At 29.6% G+C, this 26,348-nt stretch carries 28 protein-coding genes and 1 pseudogene; 18 read left to right on the forward strand and 11 right to left on the reverse strand.

The window, feature by feature from the left end; genetic code table 11:
• Nucleotides 1–5: 5 nt before the first annotated feature.
• Nucleotides 6–233, forward strand: a complete 228-nt coding sequence (locus ELQ04_RS00750; RefSeq protein ID WP_002822505.1) for a hypothetical protein — start codon at nucleotides 6–8, stop codon at nucleotides 231–233.
• An 80-nt stretch (nucleotides 234–313) separates the two neighbouring features.
• Nucleotides 314–916, forward strand: a complete 603-nt coding sequence (locus ELQ04_RS00755) for a DedA family protein (protein WP_134224417.1) — start codon at nucleotides 314–316, stop codon at nucleotides 914–916.
• On the opposite strand, the gene ELQ04_RS00760 is transcribed toward ELQ04_RS00755, so the two are convergent.
• Nucleotides 913–1,839 carry an L-lactate dehydrogenase gene (locus ELQ04_RS00760; protein WP_044778015.1) on the reverse strand — a complete coding sequence of 309 codons (927 nt, stop codon included), beginning with the start codon at nucleotides 1,837–1,839 and terminating at the stop codon, nucleotides 913–915. The genes ELQ04_RS00755 and ELQ04_RS00760 overlap by 4 nt on opposite strands.
• 66 nt (nucleotides 1,840–1,905) lie before the next feature.
• On the opposite strand from ELQ04_RS00760, the gene ELQ04_RS00765 reads away from it, so the two are divergent.
• The 7 genes from ELQ04_RS00765 (at nucleotide 1,906) to ELQ04_RS00795 (ending at nucleotide 7,407) form a co-directional block, all read left to right on the forward strand.
• The gene (locus tag ELQ04_RS00765) at nucleotides 1,906–2,682 is read left to right on the forward strand and encodes a threonine/serine exporter ThrE family protein (protein ID WP_002853925.1); all 777 of its coding nucleotides are present in this window, start codon (nucleotides 1,906–1,908) and stop codon (nucleotides 2,680–2,682) included.
• Nucleotides 2,679–3,173: a threonine/serine exporter family protein gene (locus tag ELQ04_RS00770; RefSeq protein WP_002853757.1), complete on the forward strand. Its 495-nt coding sequence runs from the start codon at nucleotides 2,679–2,681 to the stop codon at nucleotides 3,171–3,173. The genes ELQ04_RS00765 and ELQ04_RS00770 overlap by 4 nt, the downstream gene beginning before the upstream one ends.
• Nucleotides 3,174–3,242: 69 nt before the next feature.
• The gene (locus ELQ04_RS00775; protein ID WP_002831611.1) at nucleotides 3,243–3,506 is read left to right on the forward strand and encodes a zf-TFIIB domain-containing protein; all 264 of its coding nucleotides are present in this window, start codon (nucleotides 3,243–3,245) and stop codon (nucleotides 3,504–3,506) included.
• Between the two features lie 74 nt (nucleotides 3,507–3,580).
• A complete protein-coding gene (gene czcD / locus ELQ04_RS00780; protein WP_044306116.1) occupies nucleotides 3,581–4,531 on the forward strand; it encodes a CDF family cation-efflux transporter CzcD in 951 nt (316 codons plus the stop codon).
• On the forward strand, nucleotides 4,521–4,715 hold the full coding sequence (locus ELQ04_RS00785) for a cation transporter (protein WP_002882808.1): 195 nt from the start codon (nucleotides 4,521–4,523) through the stop codon (nucleotides 4,713–4,715). Before czcD ends, ELQ04_RS00785 begins: the two co-directional genes overlap by 11 nt.
• A complete protein-coding gene (gene copA, locus ELQ04_RS00790) occupies nucleotides 4,715–6,814 on the forward strand; it encodes a copper-translocating P-type ATPase CopA (RefSeq protein WP_002937285.1) in 2,100 nt (699 codons plus the stop codon). The genes ELQ04_RS00785 and copA overlap by 1 nt, the downstream gene beginning before the upstream one ends.
• Before the next feature lie 71 nt (nucleotides 6,815–6,885).
• Nucleotides 6,886–7,407, forward strand: a complete 522-nt coding sequence (locus ELQ04_RS00795) for a DUF2165 family protein (RefSeq protein WP_002884471.1) — start codon at nucleotides 6,886–6,888, stop codon at nucleotides 7,405–7,407.
• Here the strand turns inward: ELQ04_RS00795 and ELQ04_RS00800 are convergent.
• Both ELQ04_RS00800 and rho read right to left on the reverse strand, forming a co-directional pair.
• A complete protein-coding gene (locus tag ELQ04_RS00800; RefSeq protein WP_044778013.1) occupies nucleotides 7,404–8,933 on the reverse strand; it encodes a DNA polymerase III subunit gamma/tau in 1,530 nt (509 codons plus the stop codon). The genes ELQ04_RS00795 and ELQ04_RS00800 overlap by 4 nt on opposite strands.
• A gap of 3 nt (nucleotides 8,934–8,936) precedes the next feature.
• Entirely contained in the window at nucleotides 8,937–10,235 is a 1,299-nt protein-coding gene (rho, locus tag ELQ04_RS00805; RefSeq protein ID WP_002853705.1) for a transcription termination factor Rho, read from the reverse strand.
• A gap of 108 nt (nucleotides 10,236–10,343) precedes the next feature.
• Here rho and ELQ04_RS00810 point away from each other — a divergent pair, with 108 nt between their 5' ends.
• Both ELQ04_RS00810 and ccoS read left to right on the forward strand, forming a co-directional pair.
• Nucleotides 10,344–12,701, forward strand: a complete 2,358-nt coding sequence (locus tag ELQ04_RS00810) for a heavy metal translocating P-type ATPase (protein WP_079264661.1) — start codon at nucleotides 10,344–10,346, stop codon at nucleotides 12,699–12,701.
• Complete coding sequence (ccoS, locus tag ELQ04_RS00815) at nucleotides 12,698–12,904, forward strand: cbb3-type cytochrome oxidase assembly protein CcoS (protein ID WP_002937295.1); 207 nt, start codon at nucleotides 12,698–12,700, stop codon at nucleotides 12,902–12,904. Before ELQ04_RS00810 ends, ccoS begins: the two co-directional genes overlap by 4 nt.
• Nucleotides 12,905–12,926: 22 nt before the next feature.
• Here the strand turns inward: ccoS and ELQ04_RS00820 are convergent, their stop codons facing one another.
• Nucleotides 12,927–13,229 (reverse strand): cytochrome c, encoded by a 303-nt coding sequence (locus ELQ04_RS00820; protein ID WP_002852762.1) that lies wholly within the window; start codon nucleotides 13,227–13,229, stop codon nucleotides 12,927–12,929.
• Nucleotides 13,230–13,310: 81 nt separating this feature from the next.
• Here ELQ04_RS00820 and gmhB point away from each other — a divergent pair, with 81 nt between their 5' ends.
• Genes gmhB through gmhA form a run of 4 tightly spaced genes read left to right on the forward strand, consistent with a single transcriptional unit; the run spans nucleotide 13,311 to nucleotide 16,760 of the window.
• Nucleotides 13,311–13,871, forward strand: coding sequence for a D-glycero-alpha-D-manno-heptose-1,7-bisphosphate 7-phosphatase (gene gmhB, locus ELQ04_RS00825; protein ID WP_002937300.1), 561 nt, complete (start codon nucleotides 13,311–13,313; stop codon nucleotides 13,869–13,871).
• Nucleotides 13,872–14,825 (forward strand): ADP-glyceromanno-heptose 6-epimerase, encoded by a 954-nt coding sequence (gene rfaD / locus ELQ04_RS00830; protein ID WP_002937302.1) that lies wholly within the window; start codon nucleotides 13,872–13,874, stop codon nucleotides 14,823–14,825.
• Nucleotides 14,818–16,203, forward strand: coding sequence for a D-glycero-beta-D-manno-heptose-7-phosphate kinase (rfaE1, locus tag ELQ04_RS00835; RefSeq protein ID WP_002937305.1), 1,386 nt, complete (start codon nucleotides 14,818–14,820; stop codon nucleotides 16,201–16,203). The genes rfaD and rfaE1 overlap by 8 nt, the downstream gene beginning before the upstream one ends.
• A complete protein-coding gene (gene gmhA / locus ELQ04_RS00840; protein WP_002881439.1) occupies nucleotides 16,200–16,760 on the forward strand; it encodes a D-sedoheptulose 7-phosphate isomerase in 561 nt (186 codons plus the stop codon). The genes rfaE1 and gmhA overlap by 4 nt, the downstream gene beginning before the upstream one ends.
• Here gmhA and waaF read toward each other — a convergent pair.
• Complete coding sequence (gene waaF, locus ELQ04_RS00845; protein WP_002937307.1) at nucleotides 16,741–17,700, reverse strand: lipopolysaccharide heptosyltransferase II; 960 nt, start codon at nucleotides 17,698–17,700, stop codon at nucleotides 16,741–16,743. The two genes, gmhA and waaF, sit on opposite strands and share 20 nt — an antisense overlap.
• Before the next feature lie 58 nt (nucleotides 17,701–17,758).
• Between waaF and ELQ04_RS00850 the strand changes: the two genes are divergently transcribed.
• The gene (locus ELQ04_RS00850; RefSeq protein ID WP_044778011.1) at nucleotides 17,759–18,583 is read left to right on the forward strand and encodes a glycosyltransferase family 2 protein; all 825 of its coding nucleotides are present in this window, start codon (nucleotides 17,759–17,761) and stop codon (nucleotides 18,581–18,583) included.
• Complete coding sequence (locus ELQ04_RS00855) at nucleotides 18,567–19,400, forward strand: glycosyltransferase (RefSeq protein ID WP_002937315.1); 834 nt, start codon at nucleotides 18,567–18,569, stop codon at nucleotides 19,398–19,400. Before ELQ04_RS00850 ends, ELQ04_RS00855 begins: the two co-directional genes overlap by 17 nt.
• Here the strand turns inward: ELQ04_RS00855 and ELQ04_RS00860 are convergent.
• The 4 genes from ELQ04_RS00860 to ELQ04_RS00875 are packed head-to-tail and all read right to left on the reverse strand — an operon-like array spanning nucleotide 19,397 to nucleotide 23,084.
• Nucleotides 19,397–20,056, reverse strand: a complete 660-nt coding sequence (locus ELQ04_RS00860) for an acylneuraminate cytidylyltransferase family protein (RefSeq protein WP_002937317.1) — start codon at nucleotides 20,054–20,056, stop codon at nucleotides 19,397–19,399. The genes ELQ04_RS00855 and ELQ04_RS00860 overlap by 4 nt on opposite strands.
• Nucleotides 20,053–21,171 (reverse strand): UDP-N-acetylglucosamine 2-epimerase, encoded by a 1,119-nt coding sequence (gene neuC, locus ELQ04_RS00865; RefSeq protein ID WP_002937320.1) that lies wholly within the window; start codon nucleotides 21,169–21,171, stop codon nucleotides 20,053–20,055. The genes ELQ04_RS00860 and neuC overlap by 4 nt, the downstream gene beginning before the upstream one ends.
• On the reverse strand, nucleotides 21,168–22,208 hold the full coding sequence (gene neuB / locus ELQ04_RS00870) for an N-acetylneuraminate synthase (RefSeq protein ID WP_002937322.1): 1,041 nt from the start codon (nucleotides 22,206–22,208) through the stop codon (nucleotides 21,168–21,170). Before neuB ends, neuC begins: the two co-directional genes overlap by 4 nt.
• Nucleotides 22,209–23,084 carry an alpha-2,3-sialyltransferase gene (locus ELQ04_RS00875; protein WP_134224418.1) on the reverse strand — a complete coding sequence of 292 codons (876 nt, stop codon included), beginning with the start codon at nucleotides 23,082–23,084 and terminating at the stop codon, nucleotides 22,209–22,211.
• A gap of 88 nt (nucleotides 23,085–23,172) precedes the next feature.
• Between ELQ04_RS00875 and ELQ04_RS00880 the strand changes: the two genes are divergently transcribed.
• Nucleotides 23,173–24,078: a glycosyltransferase family 2 protein gene (locus tag ELQ04_RS00880; protein ID WP_044778009.1), complete on the forward strand. Its 906-nt coding sequence runs from the start codon at nucleotides 23,173–23,175 to the stop codon at nucleotides 24,076–24,078.
• On the opposite strand, the pseudogene ELQ04_RS00885 reads toward ELQ04_RS00880, so the two are convergent.
• Together ELQ04_RS00885 and ELQ04_RS00890 are read right to left on the reverse strand one after the other, a co-directional pair.
• A pseudogene (locus ELQ04_RS00885) lies at nucleotides 24,064–25,108 on the reverse strand (beta-1,4-N-acetylgalactosaminyltransferase). The gene ELQ04_RS00880 and the pseudogene ELQ04_RS00885 overlap by 15 nt on opposite strands.
• 55 nt (nucleotides 25,109–25,163) lie before the next feature.
• Nucleotides 25,164–26,348, reverse strand: coding sequence for a glycosyltransferase family 2 protein (locus ELQ04_RS00890; RefSeq protein WP_002937329.1), 1,185 nt, complete (start codon nucleotides 26,346–26,348; stop codon nucleotides 25,164–25,166).

A 26,348-nucleotide genomic window follows, 5' to 3' on the forward strand; every position in this document is an offset into this window, starting at 1 on the left:
AAAAGATGAGAAAAATACTTTTTGCAAGTTTATTACCTATCATTGCTTTGGCTGATTGTGCAAGTTTGATGGCAAAATACGAAGCTCCAGAGCCAGAGTCAAAAACAATGAAACAAGTTGAACGCTGGATTAATAAAAAAGTTAGCGATCCAGCTGATGCTGCTGTTTTAAAAGAGTGCATGATCGCTCGTGCAGCAGACAATCCAAATCAAGTTTCAGTTGCAGGTAAATAAAAAAAGCGGTGTAAAACCGCTTTTTACTGTTTAATCTTTTAAGCTACAATTTTTTAAAATTTTCTTCAAATAAGGCTAATATGCAAGAAATCATTTCTTTTATTGTTGAGACGGCTGGTGCTTGGGGGTATTTGGGTATTATTATCTTAATGACCTTAGAGAGTTGTTTTATACCTTTTCCAAGTGAAGTTGTTATGATACCTGCTGGATATTTGGCACATAAAGGCGAACTTGATATCACTCTTTGTATACTTAGCGGGACTTTAGGTTCTGTTTTAGGGGCTTTGATTAATTATTATATTTGTTTTTTTTGGGGTAAAAATTTTGTATTAAAATGGGGTAAGTGTTTTGGTATAAACGAAGCCAAATTTGCCAAATTTGAAGAATTTTTCAACAAACACGGGGAATTTTCAACCTTTACTTGTCGTCTTTTACCAGGAATTCGTCAGTACATCTCTATGCCTGCAGGTTTGGTAAAAATGAAACTTGTAAATTTTATACTTTTTACTGCACTTGGTAGTGCTATTTGGATGGCTATACTTGTATTTTTGGGTTATTATATAGGACAAAATGAAGAGTTGATTAAAACTTATTTAACTCAAATTTTAATCATTATAATTGTTTTTGTGATTTTAGCAAGTTTAATTTATATCAAAATCAAAAAGCCTTTTAAAAAGGCTTAAATTTTATCTTTTACGCTTTGTATGGCGTTTTTGATTTGTTGTTTTGAATTTTCTAATTTTGTTTTTTCTTTTTCATTGAATTTTAATTCAAAAACCTTTTCTATACCATCTTTTCCTATGATAGCGGGCATTGAAAAAGCTATATCATCAAAAACCACACTTACAGGATGTAAACTTTTTCTATCTTCTAGGATGGCTTTGGCTAAATTTGCACAAGAAGTTCCTATGCCAAATTCTGTCCTTCCTTTGCGTTCATAGATGAAATATCCCTCGCTAATCACGGCTTTTTCGAGTTCTTGTATGTCTAAATCTTTGCCTAATTTTTGCTTATAAAAATCTAATAAATTTTGTCCTAAAACGCTTGCATTAGAAAGTGCTGCAAACTGAGAATCTCCATGTTCACCAATCATACAAGCAAAAATATCTTTTGAATTTATGTTTAAATCTTTGGCTAACAATTTCTTAAGTCTTGAACTATCTAAATTTGTTCCACTACCAAAAACATGATTTTTAGGTAATTGGCTTAATACTTGAGTGTAGTAAGTTATGGTGTCATTTGGATTTGTTGCGACAATGTATTTGCCTTTAAAATTAGCATTTTTTAAGGTTAAGACAATGTCTTTAAGTTCGAGGGTATTGTTTTTAAGTTCTACTAAGCGACTAGGTAATTCTTTTAAGCTTTCTTTTCTAAAAGCTAAAATGATAATATCGCAAGAAGCTAAATTTTCTAAATTTGGCACATGAAAAATTTTTGTATAAGAAAAATGAATGGCTGACACATCTTCCAAATCTCTTGCATGAGCTAGAGCTAAATCTTGTTTTATATCATATAAGTAAAGTTCTGAACAAATTCCTTGAGTAACTATGCTATAAGCACTAGCAGCTCCTACATAACCTAAACCAACTATACCGATTTTTGCCATTTTTTCTCCTTATTTATTTTAAAATTTGCTATAATTATAACAAATTCAATCAAAGATTATTAAAATATGGAAAAACCTGATATACAAAGATTAACTAATTTTTTAATCGTATATACTAAAACTTTGCTAGGTGCTGGAACTTATACAGCTAGGGTGGCAAAATGCGTAGGAAGAATAGCTGAGGTTTATGGCTATGAGATAAATATCAATTTCTTTTTTCATCATATTACTTTAAATGTTGTAGATATGGATGATAACTCCATTCAAAGAACTTATGTTATACCCAATCATCATGCCCATGTTAATTTTAAACTTATTTTTGATTTAAGTGCTTTAAGCTGGGCTATATATGATCACAAATACGATCTTGAAAAAGCGAAAGTCGTTTTTGAGCAAATTTCTCAACAAAAAAAGCATTCTTATTTGCTTAATCTTTTATTTGTTTCTATGGCAAATTCAGCTTTTTGTAGACTTTTTGGTGGTGATTTTGGTGCTGGAAATTTAGTATTTTTTGCAACTTTTGTGGGATTGTTGTTAAGATATATTTTAACTAAAGCAAAGATTGATTTAAGAATTCAATACATCCTTTGTTCTTTTATCTCATCGTGGTTTGTATTTTTTGGACTGGATATGGGATATACCAATACTTCTGATGTGGCTTTGGGTTCTAGTATCTTGTATCTTATACCAGGGGTATTTTTTATAAATTCTGTGATTGATATATTAAAAGATCATATTTTAATGGGACTTAGTCGTATTATCAGCGTGGCTATTTTGATTTGTTGTATAGCGCTTGGAATTTACATGACGCTTAGTATTTCGGATTTTGGGATTTTAAGATGATTGAATTTATTTTAAGAGATATGTTTTTTGCTGCTGTGGCGGGATTTGGCTTTGCTTATGCTTGCAATCCACCTTTAAAAACCCTTATTTTATCTGCTCTTTTAGCAGCAATTGCACATGGGCTTCGTTTTACTTTGGTGGAATATTTTCATTTTCAAACTTTAGCAATCGCAACTTTTGTTGCTTCATTTTGCATAGGATGTTTAGGAATTGCTTTAGCAAAAATCATCAAAACCCCTGCTGAAATTATCGCTTTTCCTGCTCTTATTCCTATGATACCTGGAATTTATGCTTATAAAGCGATTTTGTATCTTATTTCTTTTATACGCAGTGATGATTTGAAGGCTAAGTCTGAATTTTTGGTTCAATTTTTTGATTATTTTTTTACAACTGTTTCTGTGACTTTGGCTCTAGCTATAGGAGTGAGTGTTACTTTGCTTATATTTTTTGAACAAAGTTTTATGATGACTAGACATGCAAAAAAACATTAAAACTTGTTGTAAATTTGTTTAATATTTCTTTTTATAATTTTAAATCAAAAATTTAAAAAAAGGTATTGTATGTTATGTCCAGTTTGTAATGTAGATTTGGTTATGAGTGATAGGAGTGGAGTTGAGATTGATTATTGTCCAAAGTGTCGTGGCGTTTGGCTTGATCGTGGAGAACTTGACAAAATCATAGAACGCAGTGTCCCTAATACAGCAAATTTTAACCAAGCTCCAAGACAAGAGTCAAGATATAATGACTCAGCTTATCATCAGCACAATGACTACTATAAAAAGAAAAAGAAAGAAAGTTGGCTAGGCGAGCTTTTTGACTTTTAATTTTTATAAAAATAACAAATATTTATATCCTTTTTAGCTTAATATCTTAAAATGTCAAGCAAAAAGGATATAAGATGTATAAATTTTTATCACACGAGCCTTTAGCTAACAAATCTTGTCATCATAATCACGAAGAACATTCTCATGAACATCATCATTCCCATGCTGATGCAAGGAGTATGGATAAAAAGATTTTAAAAATTTCTCTTTTAATGACTTTTTCTATGATGCTTGTGCAATTTATTTATTCAATCCTTTCAAATTCTTTGGCACTTTTAAGCGATACTTTGCATATGTTTTCTGATGTTTTTGCCTTAGCTCTTAGTTTTTTAGCCATTATAGCTGTAGAAAAATGGCAAGATCATCAAAAGACCTTTGGGTATTTTCGTCTTGAAGTTTTAGTGGCTTTTATCAATGCTCTAACCATTATTTTATCGGCTTTATTTATCATTTATGAGGCTATAGAAAAATTTATTAATCCAAAGGAAATTGACGCTAAAACCATGATAATTGTAGCTATTTTGGGCTTTTTGGTAAATGGGGTTAATGCTTTGATGATGTTTAAGGGTGCAAATTTAGAAAATGTCAATATGAAGTCCGCTTTTTTGCATATGATGAGCGATTTATTGGGTTCTTTAGCGGTTATTATAGGTGGGATTGTGGTGTATTTTAGCGGTATTGTTTATATAGATACGGTTTTAGCTATTGTATTATCAATCTTGCTTTTAAGATGGGCGATTATCTTGCTTAAACAAAGCGCTAATGTCTTGCTTGAAAGTTCTCCTGTGGATATAGAAAAAGTAAGACAAGTTTTGCTTTTAAATCCTAGTGTGGATGAGGTGGTGGATTTGCATATTACTCAAATTACCAATAAAATGCTAGTAGCTTCTATGCATTTAAAAGTGAAAGTTTGCAATCTAAAGGAATTTGAAAAACTATCTCAAGATTTATCCCATAAATTACTACATGAATTTGAAATCGGGCACATTACTATACAACCTATAAGGAGCGAAAATGAAATTTAAAGTGAAAAATGTTAATTGCATGAATTGTGTAAATTTGATCAAAAATTCTCTCGAAGATGAATTTGGAAATATAGAAGTGGATTTGGATCAAAAAATTTTAAGTTTAAATTTAGAAGAAAATCAAGTATCAAATTTTACAAAAGAATTTCAAGATTTAGGTTTTGAGATCGTAGAGCGTTTATAATGGAAGAATTGCGTATAAAAATAGGCAAAATGACTTGCGTTAATTGTTCTAATGCCATAGAAAGAGCTTGTAAAAAAATTGATGGTGTTAAAGATGCTAGTGTTTCTTATGTGAATTCTAGCGGGGTTTTTTTACTTGAAAATCAAGAAAAACGTAAAGATATCATCGCAAAAATTCAAAATTTAGGCTTTGAAATTTTAGAAGATGAGCAAAGCTTGAACGCATATAAGGCAAAAAAACACTTAGAATTAAGAAAAAATTTGCTCTTAAGTATAGTTTTGAGTGTGATTATTATGTATTTTGAAATGTTTGTTAAAAGTTCTTTTTCGCAAAATATCCAAATGGCTTTGAGTTTTTTTGGGATATTTTATTGTGGGAGAGACTTTTTTTCCCATGCTTTTTTAGGACTTAAAAGTAAAAATTTAGATATGAATACCCTTGTAGCTTTGGGGACTTTGAGTGCTTTTGTGTATTCTTTTTTGGTGTATTTGCAAATTTTTAAAGAAGAAGATTTGTATTTTAGCGGTGCAATGATGATTATTTCCTTTGTGCTTTTAGGAAAATATCTTGAAAGCAAGGCTAAATTTAAGGCACAAGATTATCAAAGAATTTTAGAAAATATAGATACAAAAAAGACAAAAATTTTGCTTGAAGATGAAAGTATTAAAGAAATTTCAAGTTCTTTTGTCAAAAGTGGCGATGTGCTTTTGGTAAAAGAAGGAGAAAGCATTATCGCAGATGGAGTAGTGCTTTTAGGGAGTGCAGAGCTTGATATGAGTTTTTTAAATGGAGAGTTTTTGCCTGTTTTAAAAAAAGAAGGCGATGAAGTTCAAGCAGGAGCAGTAGTTTTAAATGGTGCTTTAAGGATCAAAGCAAATAAAAAGGCTATGGATAGTACTTTAGAACAAATCAAAAATCTAGTTTTTGAAGCAGGAAATATCAAAAGTCCTTTGGCAAATTTAGCAGATCAAATTTCTAAATACTTTGTAGGGGGTATAATATTTTTTGCTTTTTTAGTTTTTGTTTTTTGGGCGCTAAAAGCAGATTTAAATACAGCTTTTTTACACTCTTGTGCTGTGCTTTTGATCTCTTGTCCTTGTGCTTTAGGGCTTGCAACACCTATAGCTTTGGTTGTGGCAAGTGCAAATGCGGCAAAAAATTTCATTCTTGTTAAAAATCCTGCTGCTTTAGAAAAATTAGCCTTAGTTAAGTATGCTTTTTTTGATAAAACAGGTACATTGACAAAGGAAAATTTGAGTATTTTTAAGCACAATCTTTCTAAAGATGATTTTGATAAATTATGTCAAATTGAAAGTTTAAGCTCTCATCCTATAGCTAAGGCTTTGCATAAAGATCAAATTTTTGATTTAAAGGGCGAGGGAAGAGTGATTGTGGGTTCTGGTATAAAATACAAAGAAGATAATGATATTTATCTCGTAGGCAATGCGAAGTTTTTGCACGAAAATGAAATTGACACAAAAGAAAGTGATATCTTTTTTGATTCTTTTAAAGAATATGTTAGGGTGTATTTTGCTAAGAATAAAAAGTGTTTAGGCGGTGTTTTGTTAAGCAATGCTTTAAAAGATGGGGCTAAAGAGCTTGTGTTAAATTTAAAAAAGCAAAATCTTAAAACTTTTATTTTAAGTGGTGATCATGTAAAAAATGTAGAAAAAATAGCCAAAGAATTACAAATAGACGAATTTCACGCTCAACTTAAGAGTGAAGAAAAACTACAAATCATTCAAAAATTTGAAAAAACTCTTTTTGTAGGAGATGGGATCAATGATGCGGCGGCTTTATCTGCTGCAAGCGTGAGTATGAGTTTTTCAAAAGCAAATGAACTTGCTAAAAAAACAGGAGATTTTATCTTGATAAAAGATGATTTATCAGCGATTTTTAAATGCTTTAAACTTGCTAAAAAAACACGCGGTATTATTAAGCTAAATCTTTTTTGGGCTTTTATTTATAATGTACTTTGCATTCCTATTGCGGCAGGATTTATACCTTTTATCACTTTAAGTCCTCATATAGCAGCACTTGCAATGTGTTTTAGCTCTATTACCGTGGTGCTTAATTCTTTAAGACTTAAAAGAATTTAAAAATTTAATTTTTATTAAGAATATATTATATATAATTAATATTACCAAAATATATTATTAAAGGAGTATAAATGCAACAAAAATGTTTTTGCATAAGCAAAATGATTAGATTTTCAAAAATTATTATTTTGCTTACCGTTGCATCGTTAGCAGGTATAGTGGTTTTTGGAAATGTGACAGATTACAATTCTAATTTCCAATTTGTTTCGCATGTGATGAGTATGGATACAAAGCCTGATTATTTGGGTAATGCTATAGTTTATAGGGCTATTACTTCTCCTGTGATTCATCATATAGGCTATATAGCAATTATTCTTTTTGAAACTTTTATTACCTTAACAGCTCTAAAAGGTGCTTATGATATGTTTAAAGCTAGAAATTTAGATGCCCAAAGCTTTCATAATGCTAAGATTTTTGGGATTATTTCTTTAACTTGTTGTTGTATTTTATGGTTTTTTGCCTTCCAAGTAGTTGCTGCAGAATGGTTTGGAATGTGGATGAGCAAGGTTTGGAACGGTTTAGCTGATGCTACAAGATTGGTAACTTATATGTTTTTAGCTTTGATTTTCATCTCTCTTAAAAATGATGATTAATTTTCTATACTAGGCTCTCCAAAACAATCTTTAAGAGCCTCTTTAAGATCTTCTTGTGGGTCAAATTTTTTGGCTCCTTCTTTAAGCATATTAATAGAACTTTGAATATCTATGTTTTTATTTTCATTGTTTGGTAATTCTTGAGTTAAGGATTGAAGCTTATTTTCATCAATTGTTAGTGCTTTTTGCACATTAATTTTAGCATTTTCTCCAAATTTAGCTTTAAAAAGTTCTTGTATGAGTTTAAAGCCTTTATTGAGTGTATCGCGATTTTGTCCTTGTGCATTTGAGCTTATATTTAAGGTATTGTTTTCAAAACTAATAAATTTCGTGCTTTGTTTAAAGCATTCTGCAAGATCAAAATCCCTATCATAAATACTATCAAGCAAGATTTCATAAGCATTTTTTTCTATTTTTTTCTCAAGATTAGGTATGATAGGAGAAGGTGTGATCCTAGGTGTAATATTTGTTGTATTTTCTTGTTTGATTTCTTGGATTTGTGCATCAATTTCTTTTAAATGGCTTGCTTCCATCATCATAAAAGCCATAACACAAATCGTAAAGCCATCATCATCGCAAAGCATATTTTTAGCTTTTGATAAAATACGGAAAAATCTTTCATAAATTAAAGTAGAAAATTCTGTACTTTTTGCAAAAAAACTTTCTTTTAAATAAAAAAGCATTTCATCGATCACGCTTGAGGCTTCATAGTCTTGTAATTCTTCTAAGTATGCAAAAACTTTTTCCTTGTCTTTTGTTAAGATAGCCTGATAAAAGGCTTTGATTTTTTGAGGATCTAAAAAGCCTAACATATCGGTAATCTTGCTAATGCTGATTTCATTTTGACAAAAAATAATGGCTTGGTCAAGCAAGGTTAAAGTATCTCTTAAAGATCCGTTGCCACTTCTTGCTATAAATTTTAAAGCTTCTTCTTCAAATTTAACATTTTCTTTAAGTAAAATTTCTTTAAGATGGTTTAAAATTTCACTCTGTGGAATTTGTTTAAAGCGAAAATGTTGCGTTCTTGAAAGCACAGTAGCTGGGAGTTTTAAAGGATCAGTGGTTGCAAGTATAAATTTAACATAACTTGGGGGTTCTTCTAAGGTTTTTAAAAGTGCATTTGCAGCCTGTGGGGTAAGCATATGTACTTCATCAATGATGAAAATTTTAAATCTTGCCATAGAAGGGGTGTATTTGGTTTGTTCGATTAAGGCTTGTATGTCTTCAAGCCCACGGTTGCTTGCAGCATCCATTTCTATAATGTCTATATGTTTGCCTTCAAGTGCTGCAAAACAGTGTTTGCAAGTACCACATGGAGTATCACTTGGTCCTTGTTCGCAAACTAAAGCACGAGAAAAAATTCTAGCACTTGAAGTTTTTCCACTTCCTCTAAGTCCTGAAAAAAGATAAGCATGAGCTAAGCGATTATGATTTAGGGCGTATTTTAAACTTACGCTAACTGTTTTTTGTCCTATGAGTTCATCAAAAGTTTTTGGTCTGTATTTAATCGCTAAAGCTTGAAGCATTTTTTACTCGTTCATTATAGATAAAAGTTCTACATTGTCTTTGGTTTTAAGCATTTTAGAATATAAAAATTTCAACGCCTCAACATCATCCATTTGAGAAATCGCTGAACGGATTGCCCAAATTTTTTGAAGATTTGCTACGCCTTGGAGTAATTCTTCTTTTCTTGTTCCTGATTTGATGATATTAATCGCAGGATAAATTCTTCTATCAGCGATATTTCTATCAAGAACTATTTCGCTATTTCCTGTGCCTTTAAATTCTTCAAAAATCACATCATCCATTCTTGAACCTGTGTCAATTAAAGCTGTAGCAACTATGGTTAAAGAGCCTCCATTTTCTATATTTCTAGCTGCACCAAAGAAGCGTTTTGGTTTGTGCAGAGCATTAGCATCTACCCCACCGCTTAGGACTTTTCCACTGCTTGGAGTTGCGGTGTTATAAGCACGCGCCAGTCTTGTGATGCTATCAAGTAAGATAATAACATCTTTACCTGTTTCTACCATTCTTTTGGCTTTTTCTATCACGAGTTCAGCTACACGCACGTGATTATAAGCAGGTAAATCAAAAGTAGAACTAAAAACTTCGCCTTTTACACATCTTTGCATATCGGTAACTTCTTCAGGTCTTTCATCAACTAAAAGCACGATTAAATGCATTTCAGGATGGTTTTTTGCAATGGCAGTAGCAAGTTCTTTCATAAGTTCTGTTTTACCTGTGCGTGGTGGAGCAACGATGAGTCCGCGTTGTCCTTTTCCTATAGGGGTAAAAAGATCTAAAACACGGCCTGTAAGCTTCATCGCATCGTATTCGAGTTTGATTTTTTCTGTTGGAAAAATAGGGGTTAAGTTATCAAACAAAGGTCTTTCTTTGGCTTCTTGCAAAGGCAGATAATTGATCGCTTCGATTTTTAAAAGAGCGTAGTATTTTTCTTGATCTTTTGGTTCTCTAACTTGTCCTGTAACGATGTCGCCTACACGCAGAGCAAATTTTCTAATTTGTGAATTTGAAACATAAGCGTCATTAACACTATCGCTAAGATTAGAGTCCATGCCTCTTAAAAAGCCATAACCTTCAGAAGAAATTTCTAAAATCCCTGTAAAAAGTATGAAACCGCCTTTTTTTGTTTGTGCTTTTAAAATTTCAAAAATAAGTTCTTGGCGGCGAAATTCTCTTGGATTTTCGATTTCACATTCATTAGCGATTTTAACTAGATTTTCTAAATCTAATAATTTTAATTCTTCGATTTTATAACCTTCCACTGGAACGTGGGTTCTTTGATGTTGTTTTTTTTCTTTTTCCATAAGTCCTCGTAAGATTTAGCAGAATAATTTTTGTAAAATGTGATTTTAATAAAAAAATGCACTTTTTGTCAAATTTGTTTATAATTATAAAAAATATTTTTTTAAAGAATGATTATGAAATGTGAACATTGCAAACTTGATTATAAACAAGCCCAAATGATAGAGTATAAGGGTAAATTTTTTTGTTGTAAAGGTTGTGAGAGCGTTTGGGAAATTTTGCATGAAAGTGGATTAGATGAGTTTTATGAAAAGCTTGGAAATCAAACTTTAAGCCCTGTAAATTTTCAAAATGAAATGAAAAATTATGATGAGTTTATCACTAAAACCAAAGAAGGATTTAGTGAAATTTATCTCATGATACACGGTATAGAATGTGCAGCTTGTGTGTGGCTTAATGAGAAAATTTTAACCAAACAAGAAGGAATTTTAGAACTTGATATTAATCATTTAAACCATAAAGCACGCATTGTTTTTGATGAGCAAAGTATTTCTTTGGTGCAAATTTTAAGACTTATTGAAAGCATAGGCTATAAAGCGAGTGCTTATGATGCGAGCAAGGCTTCAAAAAAAGCGGATTTACTAAAAAGGGAATTTTATTCTAAGCTTGTTGTGGCTATAGCTTGTGTGATGAATATCATGTGGATAGCAGTGGCAAAATACGCAGGATTTTTTAGCGGTATGGATAAGGACACTAAGGATATTTTAAATTTTGCTGAATTTATCCTTTGTTCTCCTGTGCTTTTTTATACGGGATCTCATTTTTATAAAAGTGCTTTTAAAACTTTAAAAATGCATAGTTTAAATATGGATGTATTGGTGATTAGCGGAGCGAGTTTGGCTTATGTTTATTCTTTATGGGCCATGTTTTTTAGGGTAGGGGAAGTGTATTTTGACTCTGTGGCGATGATAATTTGCTTTGTTTTTATAGGTAAATATCTTGAGATGTTTAGCAAAAAGCGTGCATTAGATACCATAGATGGGCTTAATGATTTTTTACAAAATGAAGTTTTAGTTTTCAATGGTAAAGAATTTGCTCCTAAAGAAGTGCAAAAGGTTTGTTTAGGGGATAGAATTTTGCTTAAAACTGGAGATAAAATTTTAATCGATGGGATTTGTAAAAGTGGTGAAATGAGCGTGGATACCTCTTCTTTAAATGGAGAAAATATCCCAAAACTCATACAAAAAGAAGATGAAATTTTTTCAGCTTGTATAGTGCTTGATGGAAGTGTGGAGTATGAAGCAACAAAGCTTTACAAAGATTCAAAACTCAGTCAAATTATCCAGCTTTTAGAACTTGCAAGTTCTAAAAAAGCAAAACTTGAAAGTTTGGTTAATAGTCTTTCGGTTTATTTTTCCAGAACGGTTTTATTGATTGCTTTTATTTGTTTTGCTTTTTGGTTTTTTTACAAGGAAGCGAGTTTTGAAATTTCTTTAGTCAATGCGATTGCGGTTTTGATTATCGCTTGTCCTTGTGCTTTGGCTTTAGCAACGCCCGTGAGCAATCTTGTAGCTTTAGGTAGAGCTTTGAAAAAACATATTTTATTTAAAAGTTCTAGCGTGATAGAAGATTTAAGTAAATGTGATTGCGTGGTATTTGATAAAACGGGTATTTTAACTAAAATAGAGCTTGAACTTAAAGAGGTTTTTTTAGATAAAGCGCTTGATTTAAATGAGCTTTATAATTTTGTAAAACTTTCTAAACATCCTATCTCTCAAAATATTGCGTCGTATTTAAAGCAAAAAGGAGCTAAGGATTTAAATTTGGATTTTAAAAAACTTTCAAGCATTCAAGCTAAAGGTTTAAGTGCTGAGTTAAACGAAGGGTTGCTTTTAGGCGGAAGTTCTAAATTTTTGCAAGAAAAGGGTATTGCAACTAAAGAATTTGATAATACACATTTTATTTTTGCCAAGGAAGGTAAAATTTTAGCTTTTTTTGAGTTTGATAGTGTTTTAAGAGAAGGTGCAAAAGAGCTTATTGCTTATCTTAAAAAAGAAAAAAAAGAATTAATAATACTTAGTGGTGATCATCAAAAAGCAGTGGAAAAAATAGCTAGAAAATTAGAAATTCAAAATTATCAAGCTTCTTGTTTGCCTGAAGATAAGATGAAAACTATAGAAAATTTAAGCAAAAATTACAAAGTTTTATTTGTAGGTGATGGGGTAAATGACGCACTAGCTTTAAAATACGCAAGTGTTTCGATGACTTTAAGAGAAGGAAGTGATCTAGCTATAGAAAGTAGTGATGTTTTACTTTTGAAAAATGACTTGCTTTCTTTAAAAAAAGCCATCAAATTATCTAAAAATACCTTTAAAATTATCAAGCAAAATCTTGCTTTTTCTTTGTTTTATAATGCTTGTACCATACCTTTGGCTTTTTTGGGTATGATAAATCCTTTATTTGCTGCTATTTCTATGTCTTTTAGTAGTATAATAGTCGTTTTAAATGCTTTAAGGATCAAAGAATGAATAGTATAATCATGATGATGATAGGAGTTTCTATCTTAGCGTTTTTTATCATTTTGGCAACTTTACTTTGGGGGATTAAAAATAAGCAATTTGATGATGATTATAAATTTACTACTTTAAATGATGATGAGAATTCTTTGCGTGATGCTATAGAATTAGAAAGGCGTAAAAAAGAAGCTTTGGATAAAAAAAGGCTTTCTTAAAAAGGAAAGCCTTTTTTAGAAATTATTTTAAAGTTTCAATATGAGCTTCGATAGCTTTAAAATCTTCTTCAGTTAAACCTTTAAGGTTAAGTTTCATGATCGCACCTTGACCATAAGCATTTCTTTTGCCTTCTGAATATTCTTTCATGTATTGAAGTCTTTCAGCAGAAGAAAGAGTTTTTAAAGCTGGAACTTTGTTTAAGTAAACTTTGTCAGCATTTGCACCATGACATACTGCACATTTTTTAAAAAGTGTAGCACCATCTGCAGCAAAAGCAGAAACGCCAAGACATGCCAAAGCAGAAACTACTAATAATTTTTTCATTTGTTTTCTCCTTAGTAAAAATTAGATTGCTAGGTATTATATATCTTTATTTTTAATAAAAATCTTAAGAAATTAAAGATAATGTTTATTTTCTTTTTAAAAAAGCTATATTATAATGTTTTTATGAAAACAAAAGCATTATTTTTAGATAGAGACGGTGTGATTAATATAGATAAAAAATATGTCTATAAAATAGAAGATTTCGAATTTTGTGATGGAATTTTTGAACTTTGTAGATATTTTTTGGCTAGAAATTATTTGCTTTTTATAGCGACAAACCAATCAGGCATTGCAAGAGGATATTATAAAGAAAGTGATTTTTTTAAGCTTTGTGATTATATGCTTAAAGAATTTGCTAAACAAGGTATAAAAATTGATAAAATTTATCATTGTCCGCATTTAGAAGGTTGTGAATGTCGCAAACCTAAAGCAGGAATGCTTTTAAAAGCAAAAGATGAGTTTAATTTAGATATGAAAAATTCTATTTTTATCGGAGATAATCTAAGCGATATGCAAGCAGGGTTAAATGCTGATATTGGCACTTTGATTTTAGTAAATGAAGAAAAAAAAGAAGGCGATTTTTTTAAGCAATGCAAAAATTTAAAAGAAATTTTGAGCTTTTTTAAAGAAAAGGACATTTAAATGAAAATAGCAATTACAGGTGGTGCAGGATTTATAGGCTCGCAACTGGCTTTAAATTTGCAAGAAAAACATGAAATTTTAATCATCGATAAAATGCGTAGTAGTGCGACTTTTGAAAATGGAAATTTACAAAGTTTTGGGCATTTTAAAAATTTACTTGAATTTGATGGAGAACTTTTTACAGGTGATATTAACGATGAAAAAGTTTTAAAAAAGATTAAAGATTTTAAGCCAGAGATTATTTTTCATCAAGCGGCAATTTCAGATACTACAGTTTTTGATCAAACCAAGGTTATACAAACTAATTTAAATACTTTTAAAGATTTTATAGAACTTAGCATAGATCTTAATGCAAAGCTTATTTATGCAAGTTCAGCTTCGGTTTATGGTGATGCAAAAAGTCCACAAACTGTAGGTAAAGATGAAGAACCAAAAAATCCTTATGCTTTTTCAAAATTGATGATGGATAAGCTAGCGAAAAAATACTACGATAAAGCTCATTTGGTAGGACTTAGATATTTTAATGTTTATGGAAAAGGCGAATTTTATAAAAACAAAACCGCTTCTATGGTTTTACAATTTGGTCATCAAATTTTAGCAGGAAAAAATCCACGCTTGTTTGAAGGAAGTGATCAAATTTATAGAGATTTTACTTATATTAAAGATGTTATTAATGCCAATTTCATTGCCCTTGATTCAAAATGTGGAGTTTATAATGTAGGCAGTGGTAAAGCAAGGACTTTTCAAGATATAGTTGATATTTTGCAAAAAGAGTTAAAGACTGATTTGCCTTGCGAATATATCCCAAATCCTTATGTAAAATCTTATCAGTTTCATACTGAAGCAAAGTTAGATCAAACTTGGGATTATTGGCCAAATTTTAGCCTTGAAGAGGGTATAAAAGATTATTTAGGCGAGATAAAAAGACTTTTTGAAAAGGAAGTAAATGCTTGAGTTTTTAAGCCAGCAAAAACCTAAAATTTTGATTATAGGGGATTTTATGGTGGATAATTACACTTGGTGTGATTGTTCGCGTATCAGCCCTGAAGCCCCTGTTTTAATAGCTAAAACTCTTAAAGAAGATAAAAGATTAGGCGGGGCTGCGAATGTTTATGCAAATTTGAAAAGTTTAGGTGCTGATGTTTTTGCACTTGGTGTTGTGGGCGATGATGAGAGTGGGAAATTTTTACAAGAAAATTTAAAAGGAGAATTTTTGATCCAAAAAGGACGCAAAACTCCTTTTAAAAATCGTATTATGGCGCATAATCAGCAGGTTTTAAGACTGGATGAAGAAGATATAAGTGAGATTTTGCTTGAAAATGAGCTTATAGCTTTGTTTGATGAAAAGATTAAAGACTTTAAGGCTGTGGTTTTAAGCGATTATGCCAAAGGTGTTTTAACCCCTAAAGTTTGTAAGGCTGTGATAGAAAAGGCTAAGGTTTTAAATATCCCTGTTTTGGTTGATCCTAAGGGGAGTGATTTTAACAAATACAGTGGTGCAACTTTACTTACACCTAATAAAAAAGAAGCTTTAGAGGCTTTGAAATTTGAAAATTTAGAGGGTGAAAATTTAGAAAAAGGCATCAAAAAATTAAAAGAAGATTTTTCTTTGCGTTATTCTATCATCACTCTTTCAGAAGCTGGAATTGCACTTTTTGATGAGGGTTTGAAAATCGCACCTGCTAAAGCCTTAGAGGTTTATGATGTAACAGGAGCGGGCGATAGTGTAATCGCAGTTTTGGCTTTTTGTTTGGCAAATGAAATTGAAATTTTTAAAGCTTGCGAACTTGCCAATGAAGCTGCAGCTGTTGTGGTAAGTAAAATAGGTAGCGTGAGTGTGAGTTTTGATGAGATTAAAAGTTTTAAGCGCGTGGATTTTGAGAAAAAAATCAAAAGCAAAGAAGAACTTTTGGTACTTTTAAAACAAAATGATAAAAAGATTGTTTTTACAAATGGTTGTTTTGATATAGTGCATTTTGGACATATAAAATACCTTGAAAAAGCTAAAAGATTGGGTGATGTTTTGATTGTAGGTTTGAACTCAGATGCGAGTGTGAAAAGACTCAAAGGCGAGAGTCGTCCTGTAAATTCAGAATTTCAAAGAGCTTGTATGTTGGCAGCTTTTTATTTTGTGGATTTTGTAGTGATTTTTGATGAAGACACGCCTTTAGAACTTATAAGCTTTTTAAAGCCTGATATTTTGGTTAAAGGAGCTGATTATAAAGATAAACTTGTTGTGGGTGCAGATATCGTTTCAAGGGTTGAATTAATTGACTTTGAAGAAGGATTTAGTACAAGTAAGATCATAGAAAAGATTAAGGATAAAAAATGATAAATTTAGTGGAAAAAGAATGGCAAGAACATCAAAAAATTGTTCAAGCAAGCGAAATTTTAAAAGGACAAATCGCTAAAGTAGGTGAGCTTTTGTGTGAGTGTCTTAAAAAAGGTGGTAAAATTTTAATTTGCGGAAACGGTGGAAGTGCGGCTGATGCTCAGCATTTTGCGGCTGAACTTAGCGGGCGTTATAAAAAAGAACGCAAGGCTTTAGCAGGCATAGCACTTACAACCGATACTTCAGCACTTAGTGCTATAGGAAATGACTATGGTTTTGAATTTGTTTTTTCAAGACAAGTAGAGGCTTTAGGAAACGAAAATGATGTTTTAATTGGCATTTCAACCAGTGGAAAAAGCCCTAATGTTTTAGAAGCCTTAAAAAAAGCAAAAGAGCTTAATATGCTTTGTCTAGGGCTTAGCGGAAAAGGTGGTGGAATGATGAATAAGCTTTGTGATCATAATCTTGTTGTGCCAAGCGATGATACAGCTAGAATTCAAGAAATGCACATTTTAATCATACACACACTTTGTCAGATCATAGATGAGAGTTTTTAAGTAAATTTTTAGCCTGTTCTATCACTTTTTCAGGCTTTAAATCTTTCATACATTTGTGGTGTTTTAAAGGGCAGGTTTTTTGCATACAAGGCATACAAGCTAGATCTAAATGCACTAATTTTGCATTTTCATTTTGCCAAGGTGAAGTTTGGGTAAATTTCGTAGGGCCAAAAATAGCCACGGTTTTTACCTTATAAACCGCACTTATGTGCATAGGACCACTGTCATTTGTGATGAAAAGATCGCAAAAAGCGATATTTTGACAAAGGGTTTTGATGGTGGTTTTATTGCAAAGATTTTTTACTTTTATGTTTTGTTCTTTTAAAATTTGATAAATTTCATTACAAAGTTCTTGTTCGGCTTTTCCTGCACCAAAGATTAAAATCTCATGACTTTGGCTGAAATTTAAAGCCACTTTAGCAAAATAACTCGCATCCCATCTTTTTGCACTTCCAAAGCTTGCACCAGGGTTGAGTCCTAGAATTTTTTTACCATTTTTTAAGATAAGAGGGTTTTGAAATTTTAGCTTAAAGGGAAGCTTTAAGTCTTTAGAATGAGCTTTTATGCTAAGTGAGTTTTCTATAAAATAAAGGTATTTTAAAACTTGATGTTCTTCTTTGTGCTTGTTTTTGTCAAAAAAATATCTTTGTTTTGTTTTGAGAATATGCAAGATAATCTTAGAAGAAAACGCAGATCTAAAAGCAAAGCTAAGATCTATTTTACCAAATTCTTTGCGTAAAGATAGGGCTTGTTTATAACGGGTTTGTTTATTTTCTATGATGATTTTAGAATTAGGAAATTCTTTAAAAAGTGCTGTAGAAACAAAAGAACCATAAAGGATAAACTGAGCATCTTTAAAATGTTCTTTTATAGTGTATAAAGCAGGTGAAGCCATTACCGCATCGCCTAACCAAGTGGGAAGATGTATAAAAATTTTCATAAATTTCCTAAACTTTGATAGAATTGTTTTTATTATTTTAACAAAATTTAGGAAAAATATGCCACAACTTTCGATCATAATCCCGCTTTTTAATTCTTGTGATTTTATCTTAAGAGCTTTGCAAAGTTGTATAAATCAGACTTTAAAAGATATTGAAATTTTGATTATCGATGATAAAAGTAAAGATAATAGTTTAAATATGGTTTTAGAATTTGCTAAAAAAGATCCAAGAATAAAAATCTTTCAAAATGAAGAAAATTTGGGCACTTTTGCAAGTAGAAATTTGGGAGTTTTGCATTCTAGTTCTGATTTTATAATGTTTTTAGATAGTGATGATTTTTTAACTCTTGATGCTTGTAAAATAGCACTTAAAGAGATGAAAAAAGGTTTTGATTTGCTTTGCTTTGATGCTTTTGTACATAGGGTAAAAACCAAGCAATTTTATCGTTTTAAACAAGATGAGTTTTTTAATCAAAAAGAATTTTTAGAATTTCTAAGCAAACAAAGGCATTTTTGCTGGTCGGTTTGGGCGAAGTGTTTTAGAAAAGATGTCATCTTAAAAAGTTTTGAAAAAATTAAAATAGATGAGTGTTTAAGTTATGGCGAAGATGTACTTTTTTGTTATGTTTATTTTATGTTTTGTGAGAAAATAGCTGTTTTTAAAACTTGCATTTATCATTATGAATTTAATCCAAATGGAAGATATGAAAACAAAAATAAAGAAATTTTATGGCAGAATTATCAAGATAAAAAGAAAAGCAATGAACTTATAAAAAAACTTTGTTTAAACTTTAAAAATAATGATTTTCATAAGAAGTTGTTTGGGGTTTTAGAGAAAGAAGAATTTGATTTACAAAGAAGGATTGATGAAGCAAGAAATTAGTAGTTTTTGGTATACACCTAGAGGTTATAAAGGTATTGGCTTAATGGAGTTTTTATCTATAAAATCTTTTATAGATAATGGTTATAAATTTATACTTTATACTTATAATTTAGATGATAAAATTTTTAATAAATTAAATGAAATTTTTGATGATTTTGAATTAAAAGATGCAAATGAAATTGTTTCTTTTAAAAATTATTTTAGAGACGATAGGGGATCTGGAGTGGCTGCTTTTTCAGATTTTTTTAGATTTAATCTACTCTATCTCAGGGGGGGGGTATGGGTAGATTTAGATATGGTGTGTTTAAGCCCTTATGATTATCATGAAAAAGAATATATTTTTTCTAAGGAAATTGATGATGATCCTAACAAAGCTAGAATTACAACTTCATTACTTAAATTTCCAAAACAAAGTGAATTCGGAAGATTGCTTATAGAAGAAGCAAAAAAGATTATAAATAATAAAAAAACTATTTCTTGGGGAGTCATAGGACCTTGGTTTTTAGCTAAATGGGTTAAAGAATGTGATTTGGAAGAATATGCCTTAGATTATAAGGATACTTGTCAAATTCCATGGAAAAATGCTAGAGATTTTATAGATAAGAAAAAAACTTTTGATGAAAATAGACCTTGTTTGCATTTGTTTTCTGAAATGTGGAGAGTTAATAGAATGAATAAAAATACTTTTTATGACAATGGAATTTATAGTAAACTTTTAAACAAGCATAAAATATTTGATTTATGTAAGAAATTGGATTATAAGCCTCATTTTTCTTTATTTTCATTATTAAAAAATTTTAAATGGAAAAATATTTAATTTAAGTTTTCAGCCTTTTTTAAATCCTCCAAACAGTCAATATCTAAACTTGAGCTTTCGTCCATTAAAAAATGCTTGGTTTTGTTTTGCAAAAAGCTAGGATTGTTTAAAAATTCTTTTATCTTTAAAATATAAATTGCACCATTGCTCATATAAGTTTTAGGCAATTTTTGCCTTGGTATAAAAGGATATTCATCATTACAAATCCCTGCTAAATCGCCACAATCATTACAAACAAAGGCTTTTAGAATTTTATTATCACATTCGCTTACGCTAATTAGGGCATTTGCATTGCTTTTTTTATAAAGATTAAAAGCCTCATCAATATGAATATTTGTTCTTAGCGGCGAAGTAGGTTGTAAAAAAACTACATCTTCATAATCTTTGTAAAATTTTAGAGCATGTAAAAGCACTTTATCGCTTGTAGTATCATCTTGTGCAAGACTAATTGGGCGTTTTAAAATATCAACATTTTGGCTTTTTGCATAATTTAAAATTTCATCACTATCACTGCTTACAACGACTTTACTAATGCTGTTAGCATTTAGTGCAGCTTTAATGGTGTAATAAATTAAAGGTTTATTGTTTAATAAAACTAAATTTTTATTTTTAATACCCTTTGAGCCACCACGAGCAGGAATTATTGCTAAGCTCATTTTATATCCTTAAAAACTTTTTGTGTGCTGAGTTTAAAAAATTCTCCGCTTAATAAATATTCAAAAAATAATTTTGAGCTATCTAAAATCTCTAACTTAGCACTAAATAAATCTTGTTTTTTATGAATGGTGTTAATAGCTTTTAGTATTTCATCACTATTTGCATTAACTTTTAGTGTATTTTCATTGCCAAGTCTTCCATTTTGTCTTGAGCCAACTAAAATTCCTGCTGTTTTTAAGTATAAGGCCTCTTTTAAAATACAACTTGAATTTCCTATTATAAAATCAGCATTTTTTAACAAAGTTATAAAATACTCAAATCTAAGCGATGAAAAAAGCTTAAATCTAGGATTGTTTTTAAGCTCTTCATAGCTTTGCAAGATTAATTCAAAGCCTAAATCATTATTTGGATAAATAACAATATAATTTTTGTTACTTTGTATCAGTGCTTTTACTAAATTATCTGCTTGATTTTTAATGCTAGTAATTTCAGTTGTAACAGGATGAAACATAAGTAAAGCATAATTTTCATAATTTATATCATAATATTTTTTTGCTTCATTAAGTGAAATTTTATTATCGTTTAAAAGTTCTAAATCAGGAGAACCTATAATAAAAATAGATTTTTCATCTTCTCCAAGTTGGATTAAACGTCTTTTTGCAAACTCATCATTTACTAAATGAATATGTGCTAGTTTTGATATAGCGTGGCGTAAGCTATCATCAATAGTTCCTGAAATCTCTCCACCTTCAATGTGTGCTACTAAGATATTATTTAATGCTCCAACAATAGCTGCTGCTAAAGGCTCGATTCTATCTCCATGCACTACGATTAAATCAGGTTTTAGCTCATTTACATATCTTGAAAATCCATCAATTGTAGTGGCTAAAGCCTTATCAGTTTGATAATATTTATCATAATTTATAAATTCATAAATATTTTTAAAGCCATTTTTATAAAGCTCTTTAACTGTATAGCCAAAATTTTTGCTTAAGTGCATTCCTGTTGCAAAGATGTAAAGCTCAAATTCGCTTGAGTTTTGCACCCTGTACATTAAAGATTTAATCTTAGAATAATCAGCCCTAGTACCTGTTATAAAAAGGATTTTTTTCACGCAAAATCCTCATAGCTTAACTGAGTATCATTTTCTATATCTCTTAATGCTTTTTTGCCTAAAATATTTTCAAATTCAGCTGCACTAATTCCACCAAGTCCAGGTCTTTTAACCCAGATATTGTCCATAGATAAAACTTCGCCTTTTTTAATATCTTTAATACTAACTACGCTTGCAAAGGCAAAATCAATTGTAACTTGTTCTTGCTTAGCTGCTTTTTTGCTTTCATTATTTCCTCTCATTATAGCCATTTGCTCACTTTGGATAATTAGCTCTTTTAAAGCCTTTGTATCCATAGAACAAACTATATCAGGGCCACTTCTATCCATGCTGTCGGTAAAATGTCTTTCAAGCACACAAGCACCAAGTGCAACCGCACCTAAACACGCAAGATTATCTGTTGTGTGGTCGCTTAAGCCTACCATACAAGAAAATTCTTTTTTTAATTCAAGCATAGCGTTTAATCTTACAAGATTATGCGGGGTTGGGTAAAGATTGGTCGTGTGCATTAAAACAAAGGGAATTTCATTGTCTAATAAGATTTTTACAGTTGGTTTTATGCTTTCAATGCTATTCATTCCTGTGCTAACTATCATAGGCTTTTTAAAGGCTGCTATGTGTTTAATAAGCGGATAATTATTACACTCGCCTGAACCAATCTTAAAAGCACTAACTCCCATATCTTCCAAGCGGTTTGCACCTGCACGAGAAAAGGGTGTGCTAAGATAAACAAGACCTAATTTTTCTGTGTATTCTTTAAGTGCTAGCTCATCTTTATAATCTAAAGCACATTTTTGCATAATCTCATAAATGCTTATTTTTGCATTACCAGGAATTACTTTTTTAGCGGCCTTACTCATCTCATCTTCAACGATGTGGGTTTGATGCTTTATAATCTTAGCACCTGCGCTAAAGGCTGCATCTACCATAATTTTAGCTAGTTCTAAACTGCCATTATGATTAATGCCTATTTCAGGCACGACTAAGGGTGCTTTTTCTTCACTTATGATTATATTTTGTATTTTTATTTCTTTCATTTATTTTCCTTTGAAATAATGCTTTATATCACTAGATAATCTTAATAGATCTTTTATCAACTTGTAATAAATATTTTCTTTAATTTTTATTTTTTTAAAATTAATATTTTTTGAAAATTTTCCATAGGCCTCACTAGAAGGTATGAGTATATCTTTAGTGCAGTTATTTTTTTCTTGTATGATAAAATTTGAATTTAAATTTGGTGCTAGCTCTATAAAATTTGCTAAAAGACTGTTAGGACATAAGCAATATAGTTTTATTTTGTAAGTTTTTTCTAGAAATTCTAAAGCTTTTATATCTGTATTTTTACTATGTCCGATATAGTGTGAGCGATGATTTTTAAAATCAGGGGCTAGTTTTAAAAGATTTTCTTGTTTGGTATCAAAAGCATAAGAGGAACCATTTTGATAAAAATCAATTCCCGAAAGATAAATTTCTTTGTATCCTAGGGCTATGGCTACTGCACACATATAGATTCCTGAGGTAATTCTTTGATTGAAATAAATTTCGTGAAATTTAAAATAAGCATTAAAATCTTTAAGTTGTTTGAAAAAATCATATCCCAAATGAGCATCAGGAAAATAATCGTAAAAAGTTTTTACAAAATTTTGATTTTCTAGATGAGCTTGGTTAAAATTAGAACACATGATTAGTTCGGTCTCATATTCTTGATTTTGGATTAAATGTTTTAAAGTGTAGTATTGTTCAAAAAAAAGACTAGGATTGTAAAATACTGCTTTGCATTTTTTACCAAGATAGTATTTATCTTCAAAATAAAATTGATTGCATCTAAATACATCAAAATCATTTGGCAGTCTTGAATAATCAATTTCTTTTAAACTTGGTCCATTTCCAGCAATAATAACTTTTTTCATGATTATTTTCCATCAAGATTTATTTTTAACGATTTTATCAAAATAGATTTTATGTTATAATTAAATTATAATAAAATAAGGAATAAATATGTCTAAAATTTCAATCATTTTGCCAACTTTTAATGTAGAGAAATATATAGCTAAAGCTTTAGAAAGTTGTATCAACCAAACTTTTAAAAATATAGAAATAATTGTAGTTGATGATTGTGGGAGTGATAAAAGTATAAATATAGCTAAAGAATATGCCAAAAAAGATGATAGAATAAAAATCATACATAATGAAGAAAATTTAAAACTTTTAAGAGCTAGATATGAAGGTGTAAAAGTAGCAAACTCTCCTTATATAATGTTTTTAGATCCTGATGATTATTTAGAACTTAATGCTTGTGAAGAGTGTATAAAAATTTTAGATGAACAAGATGAAGTTGATTTAGTGTTTTTCAATGCTATTGTTGAAAGTAATGTTATTTCATATAAAAAGTTTGACTTTAATTCTGGTTTTTATAGCAAAAAAGAGTTTGTAAAAAAAATTATTGCAAAGAAAAATTTATATTGGACTATGTGGGGGAAACTTATAAGAAAGAAATTGTATTTAGAAGCTTTTTCAAGTTTAAGACTCGAGAAAGATGTTAAAATCAATATGGCTGAAGATGTATTGTTATATTATCCAATGTTAAGTCAAGCTCAAAAAATAGCATATATGAACTGTAATTTATATCATTACGCGCCTAATAATAATTCAATTTGTAATACTAAGAATGAAGTGCTTGTTAAAAATAATATTCAAGAGTTGCAGTTGGTTTTACACTATTTAAGGCAAAATTATATTTTAAACAAGTATTGTAGCGTTCTTTATGTGCTAATTAAATATTTGCTATATATTCAAATATATAAAATAAAAAGAACAAAATTAATGGTTGCATTATTAGCTAAAATAAATATTTTAACTTTAAAAATTTTATTTAAATATAAAAAATTTTTAAAACAATGTTAGGAATATTTTTTTTAGAGTTTCTTTTGAAATCATAGAAGGTTCTATTTTATGATTAATATTTTGTAAATAGAATTTTTTAAATTCTTCAATGCTTATCCAATTATATTTATAAATATCTTGAGCTCTATGTTTTTTTAAAAAAGGAAAATGATAATTATTTAATTCAGTGTGAAATAATATCCTGTGTTTATACTTTAATTGCTCTAAAGAGTGTATATTTGAAGGAAAACTTTGTTTTGTTGCTTTTTTCCAATTGTTATTGATTCTGTCAATTAATACTTCTTTCCATTTTAAGTTATAATTATTGATAAGCAAGCAATCTCCTGGTTCTTTCAATATATTGCCATTATTATCTTTACAAAGAAAAAAATTATCATTAAAATAGTGAATATCAACCCTTGAATAACTAACTACATCATATTTGTTTTTTGGTATATAGAAGCTTTTATAAAGTTTTTTAGCATCATAGATATGATCTACATCTATTTTTATAAGCCACTCATCTTTTGGTATAAAACTTGCAACATAATTATAATAGCTATAGAGTTTATTTTCTTCTGATTTTGGGTTTTGAATTTGAATTTCATAAGGATATTTTATTGGTATAAATGAAGGATATTGTTTGCAAAATTCTAGAATTATTTCTTCACTTCCATCGGTACAATCATTATATCCTATAACACCTCTTTGGATAGCAGGTAATATGCTTTCAAGAGAAGCTTTTAAGGTAATAGCTTCATTTTTTACTCGTATAAAAGCCCAAGGATTCAAAGGAGATTTTGGATCTTTAGATTTTTCATCATAATTAAAATATCCTTGATACCCCCCCCCCTATAATAGCTTTATTAAGTTTAATTAAATCTTCATTGTTGTATTTATTAATTTGTATAAGAGTTTTTTTTGGTAGATAAGAATCGATTTTATCTCGTTGTATGTTTTTTAGTAAAAATGTTTTTTTTATTTTATGTCTAATTTTTCTAAAAGGGATGAATAAGCAAATTATTTTCACAAAGTATGATTGAAATAGCATATAAAATATTTTCTCCTATAATTATAGTGATTATACCTAAAAATTAATTAATTTTTTATATTTTTATTATTAAATATTTTTTTATTTTTTGCCAAAATTTCCAAATATCATAAGGAAGTTTTGTTTGAATAAAAGGTTTAATTAAAACTAATTGTTCCTTTAAATTTAAAGGATCTTTTTTAAATTTTTTAATCATTAAAGCTTTTTTGGCATAGCAAGGTAAAAATGTTTCTTTTATAGTAAGCGCATTTTCGCTTTTTTGATCTTTAAAAAATTCTATCAATTTTAAAGCAGTTATAACCCTGCTTGCTGCTTTTAAATAATTTTTTGCTTCCTTAGCGTTTTCCCCGAAAGTTTCATATATATCTTTAAAATACTCTGACACATTTGCTTTTGTAATCTTCTTATCATGATTTGATATACTGTTTGCTCTTAAACGACACAAATACAACTTTTGTGATAAAACATAAATTTTATTAGCACTAGCAAACAAAATTATCCCAAAGTGTATATCTTCATTGATAATAAAATTTATAAATTTAAGTTTAATTTGCTTTAAAAAATTAAAATCAATCATTCCATTCCATCCAAAAGAAATATCTCTAGATCCTACGCTTAATGCTCGATTTGCATATTCTTTTGGAGTGATTATACATTCTTTTTTAAAATCAAAAATTTCCATCCTTGTTTTTTTGTGCTTATTTTTTATATTGTCTTCATAGGTGCAATCATGGTCAAACCACAATACATCCACATTTTTCATTCTTATAACGCATTCTTCTATGCAGTTTAGTTTCCAATAATTATCACTATCTAAGAATATAATATAATCTATACTAGGGTAAGTAAAATTGGTTAAATCTTTTTCATTATTAAAAGCTTGAGAGCTTTTATATGCTTTATATATATTATAAGGATTATTACCATCCAATTGAAATTCTATTAAAGAATTTTCTTTTATATGTTGAGTTTTGTTTTTTAATTTATATTCCCCGCTAAAGTATTCTATACCTACATTTCTAGCTGAACTTAAACCCCCATTTTTCTTATCAAAAAGAGTTATTCTTTTATCTTTTAAGGTATATTCTTTTGCAATATTGAGTGAGTGTTCATCTGTACTACCATCATTTACAAGTATGATTTCTAAGTTAGTATAAGTTTGATTGATAACGCTATCTAAACATTCTCTTAAATATTTTTCCACATTATAGATTGGTATAACTACACCTATTTTCTTCAT

The sequence above is a fragment of the Campylobacter sp. CH278 genome (assembly GCF_004378845.1).
Taxonomy (GTDB): domain Bacteria; phylum Campylobacterota; class Campylobacteria; order Campylobacterales; family Campylobacteraceae; genus Campylobacter_D; species Campylobacter_D jejuni.

Bases quoted from the DNA above. Each gene is read 5' to 3' on its own strand.
- ELQ04_RS00750 (WP_002822505.1), top strand. From the start codon at position 6: ATGAGAAAAATACTTTTTGCAAGTTTATTACCTATCATTGCTTTGGCT.
- ELQ04_RS00755 (WP_134224417.1), top strand. From the start codon at position 314: ATGCAAGAAATCATTTCTTTTATTGTTGAGACGGCTGGTGCTTGGGGG.
- ELQ04_RS00760 (WP_044778015.1), bottom strand. From the start codon at position 1,839: ATGGCAAAAATCGGTATAGTTGGTTTAGGTTATGTAGGAGCTGCTAGT.
- ELQ04_RS00765 (WP_002853925.1), top strand. From the start codon at position 1,906: ATGGAAAAACCTGATATACAAAGATTAACTAATTTTTTAATCGTATAT.
- ELQ04_RS00770 (WP_002853757.1), top strand. From the start codon at position 2,679: ATGATTGAATTTATTTTAAGAGATATGTTTTTTGCTGCTGTGGCGGGA.
- ELQ04_RS00775 (WP_002831611.1), top strand. From the start codon at position 3,243: ATGTTATGTCCAGTTTGTAATGTAGATTTGGTTATGAGTGATAGGAGT.
- czcD (WP_044306116.1), top strand. From the start codon at position 3,581: ATGTATAAATTTTTATCACACGAGCCTTTAGCTAACAAATCTTGTCAT.
- ELQ04_RS00785 (WP_002882808.1), top strand. From the start codon at position 4,521: ATGAAATTTAAAGTGAAAAATGTTAATTGCATGAATTGTGTAAATTTG.
- copA (WP_002937285.1), top strand. From the start codon at position 4,715: ATGGAAGAATTGCGTATAAAAATAGGCAAAATGACTTGCGTTAATTGT.
- ELQ04_RS00795 (WP_002884471.1), top strand. From the start codon at position 6,886: ATGCAACAAAAATGTTTTTGCATAAGCAAAATGATTAGATTTTCAAAA.
- ELQ04_RS00800 (WP_044778013.1), bottom strand. From the start codon at position 8,933: ATGCTTCAAGCTTTAGCGATTAAATACAGACCAAAAACTTTTGATGAA.
- rho (WP_002853705.1), bottom strand. From the start codon at position 10,235: ATGGAAAAAGAAAAAAAACAACATCAAAGAACCCACGTTCCAGTGGAA.
- ELQ04_RS00810 (WP_079264661.1), top strand. From the start codon at position 10,344: ATGATTATGAAATGTGAACATTGCAAACTTGATTATAAACAAGCCCAA.
- ccoS (WP_002937295.1), top strand. From the start codon at position 12,698: ATGAATAGTATAATCATGATGATGATAGGAGTTTCTATCTTAGCGTTT.
- ELQ04_RS00820 (WP_002852762.1), bottom strand. From the start codon at position 13,229: ATGAAAAAATTATTAGTAGTTTCTGCTTTGGCATGTCTTGGCGTTTCT.
- gmhB (WP_002937300.1), top strand. From the start codon at position 13,311: ATGTTTATTTTCTTTTTAAAAAAGCTATATTATAATGTTTTTATGAAA.
- rfaD (WP_002937302.1), top strand. From the start codon at position 13,872: ATGAAAATAGCAATTACAGGTGGTGCAGGATTTATAGGCTCGCAACTG.
- rfaE1 (WP_002937305.1), top strand. From the start codon at position 14,818: ATGCTTGAGTTTTTAAGCCAGCAAAAACCTAAAATTTTGATTATAGGG.
- gmhA (WP_002881439.1), top strand. From the start codon at position 16,200: ATGATAAATTTAGTGGAAAAAGAATGGCAAGAACATCAAAAAATTGTT.
- waaF (WP_002937307.1), bottom strand. From the start codon at position 17,700: ATGAAAATTTTTATACATCTTCCCACTTGGTTAGGCGATGCGGTAATG.
- ELQ04_RS00850 (WP_044778011.1), top strand. From the start codon at position 17,759: ATGCCACAACTTTCGATCATAATCCCGCTTTTTAATTCTTGTGATTTT.
- ELQ04_RS00855 (WP_002937315.1), top strand. From the start codon at position 18,567: ATGAAGCAAGAAATTAGTAGTTTTTGGTATACACCTAGAGGTTATAAA.
- ELQ04_RS00860 (WP_002937317.1), bottom strand. From the start codon at position 20,056: ATGAGCTTAGCAATAATTCCTGCTCGTGGTGGCTCAAAGGGTATTAAA.
- neuB (WP_002937322.1), bottom strand. From the start codon at position 22,208: ATGAAAGAAATAAAAATACAAAATATAATCATAAGTGAAGAAAAAGCA.
- ELQ04_RS00875 (WP_134224418.1), bottom strand. From the start codon at position 23,084: ATGAAAAAAGTTATTATTGCTGGAAATGGACCAAGTTTAAAAGAAATT.
- ELQ04_RS00880 (WP_044778009.1), top strand. From the start codon at position 23,173: ATGTCTAAAATTTCAATCATTTTGCCAACTTTTAATGTAGAGAAATAT.
- ELQ04_RS00890 (WP_002937329.1), bottom strand. From the start codon at position 26,348: ATGAAGAAAATAGGTGTAGTTATACCAATCTATAATGTGGAAAAATAT.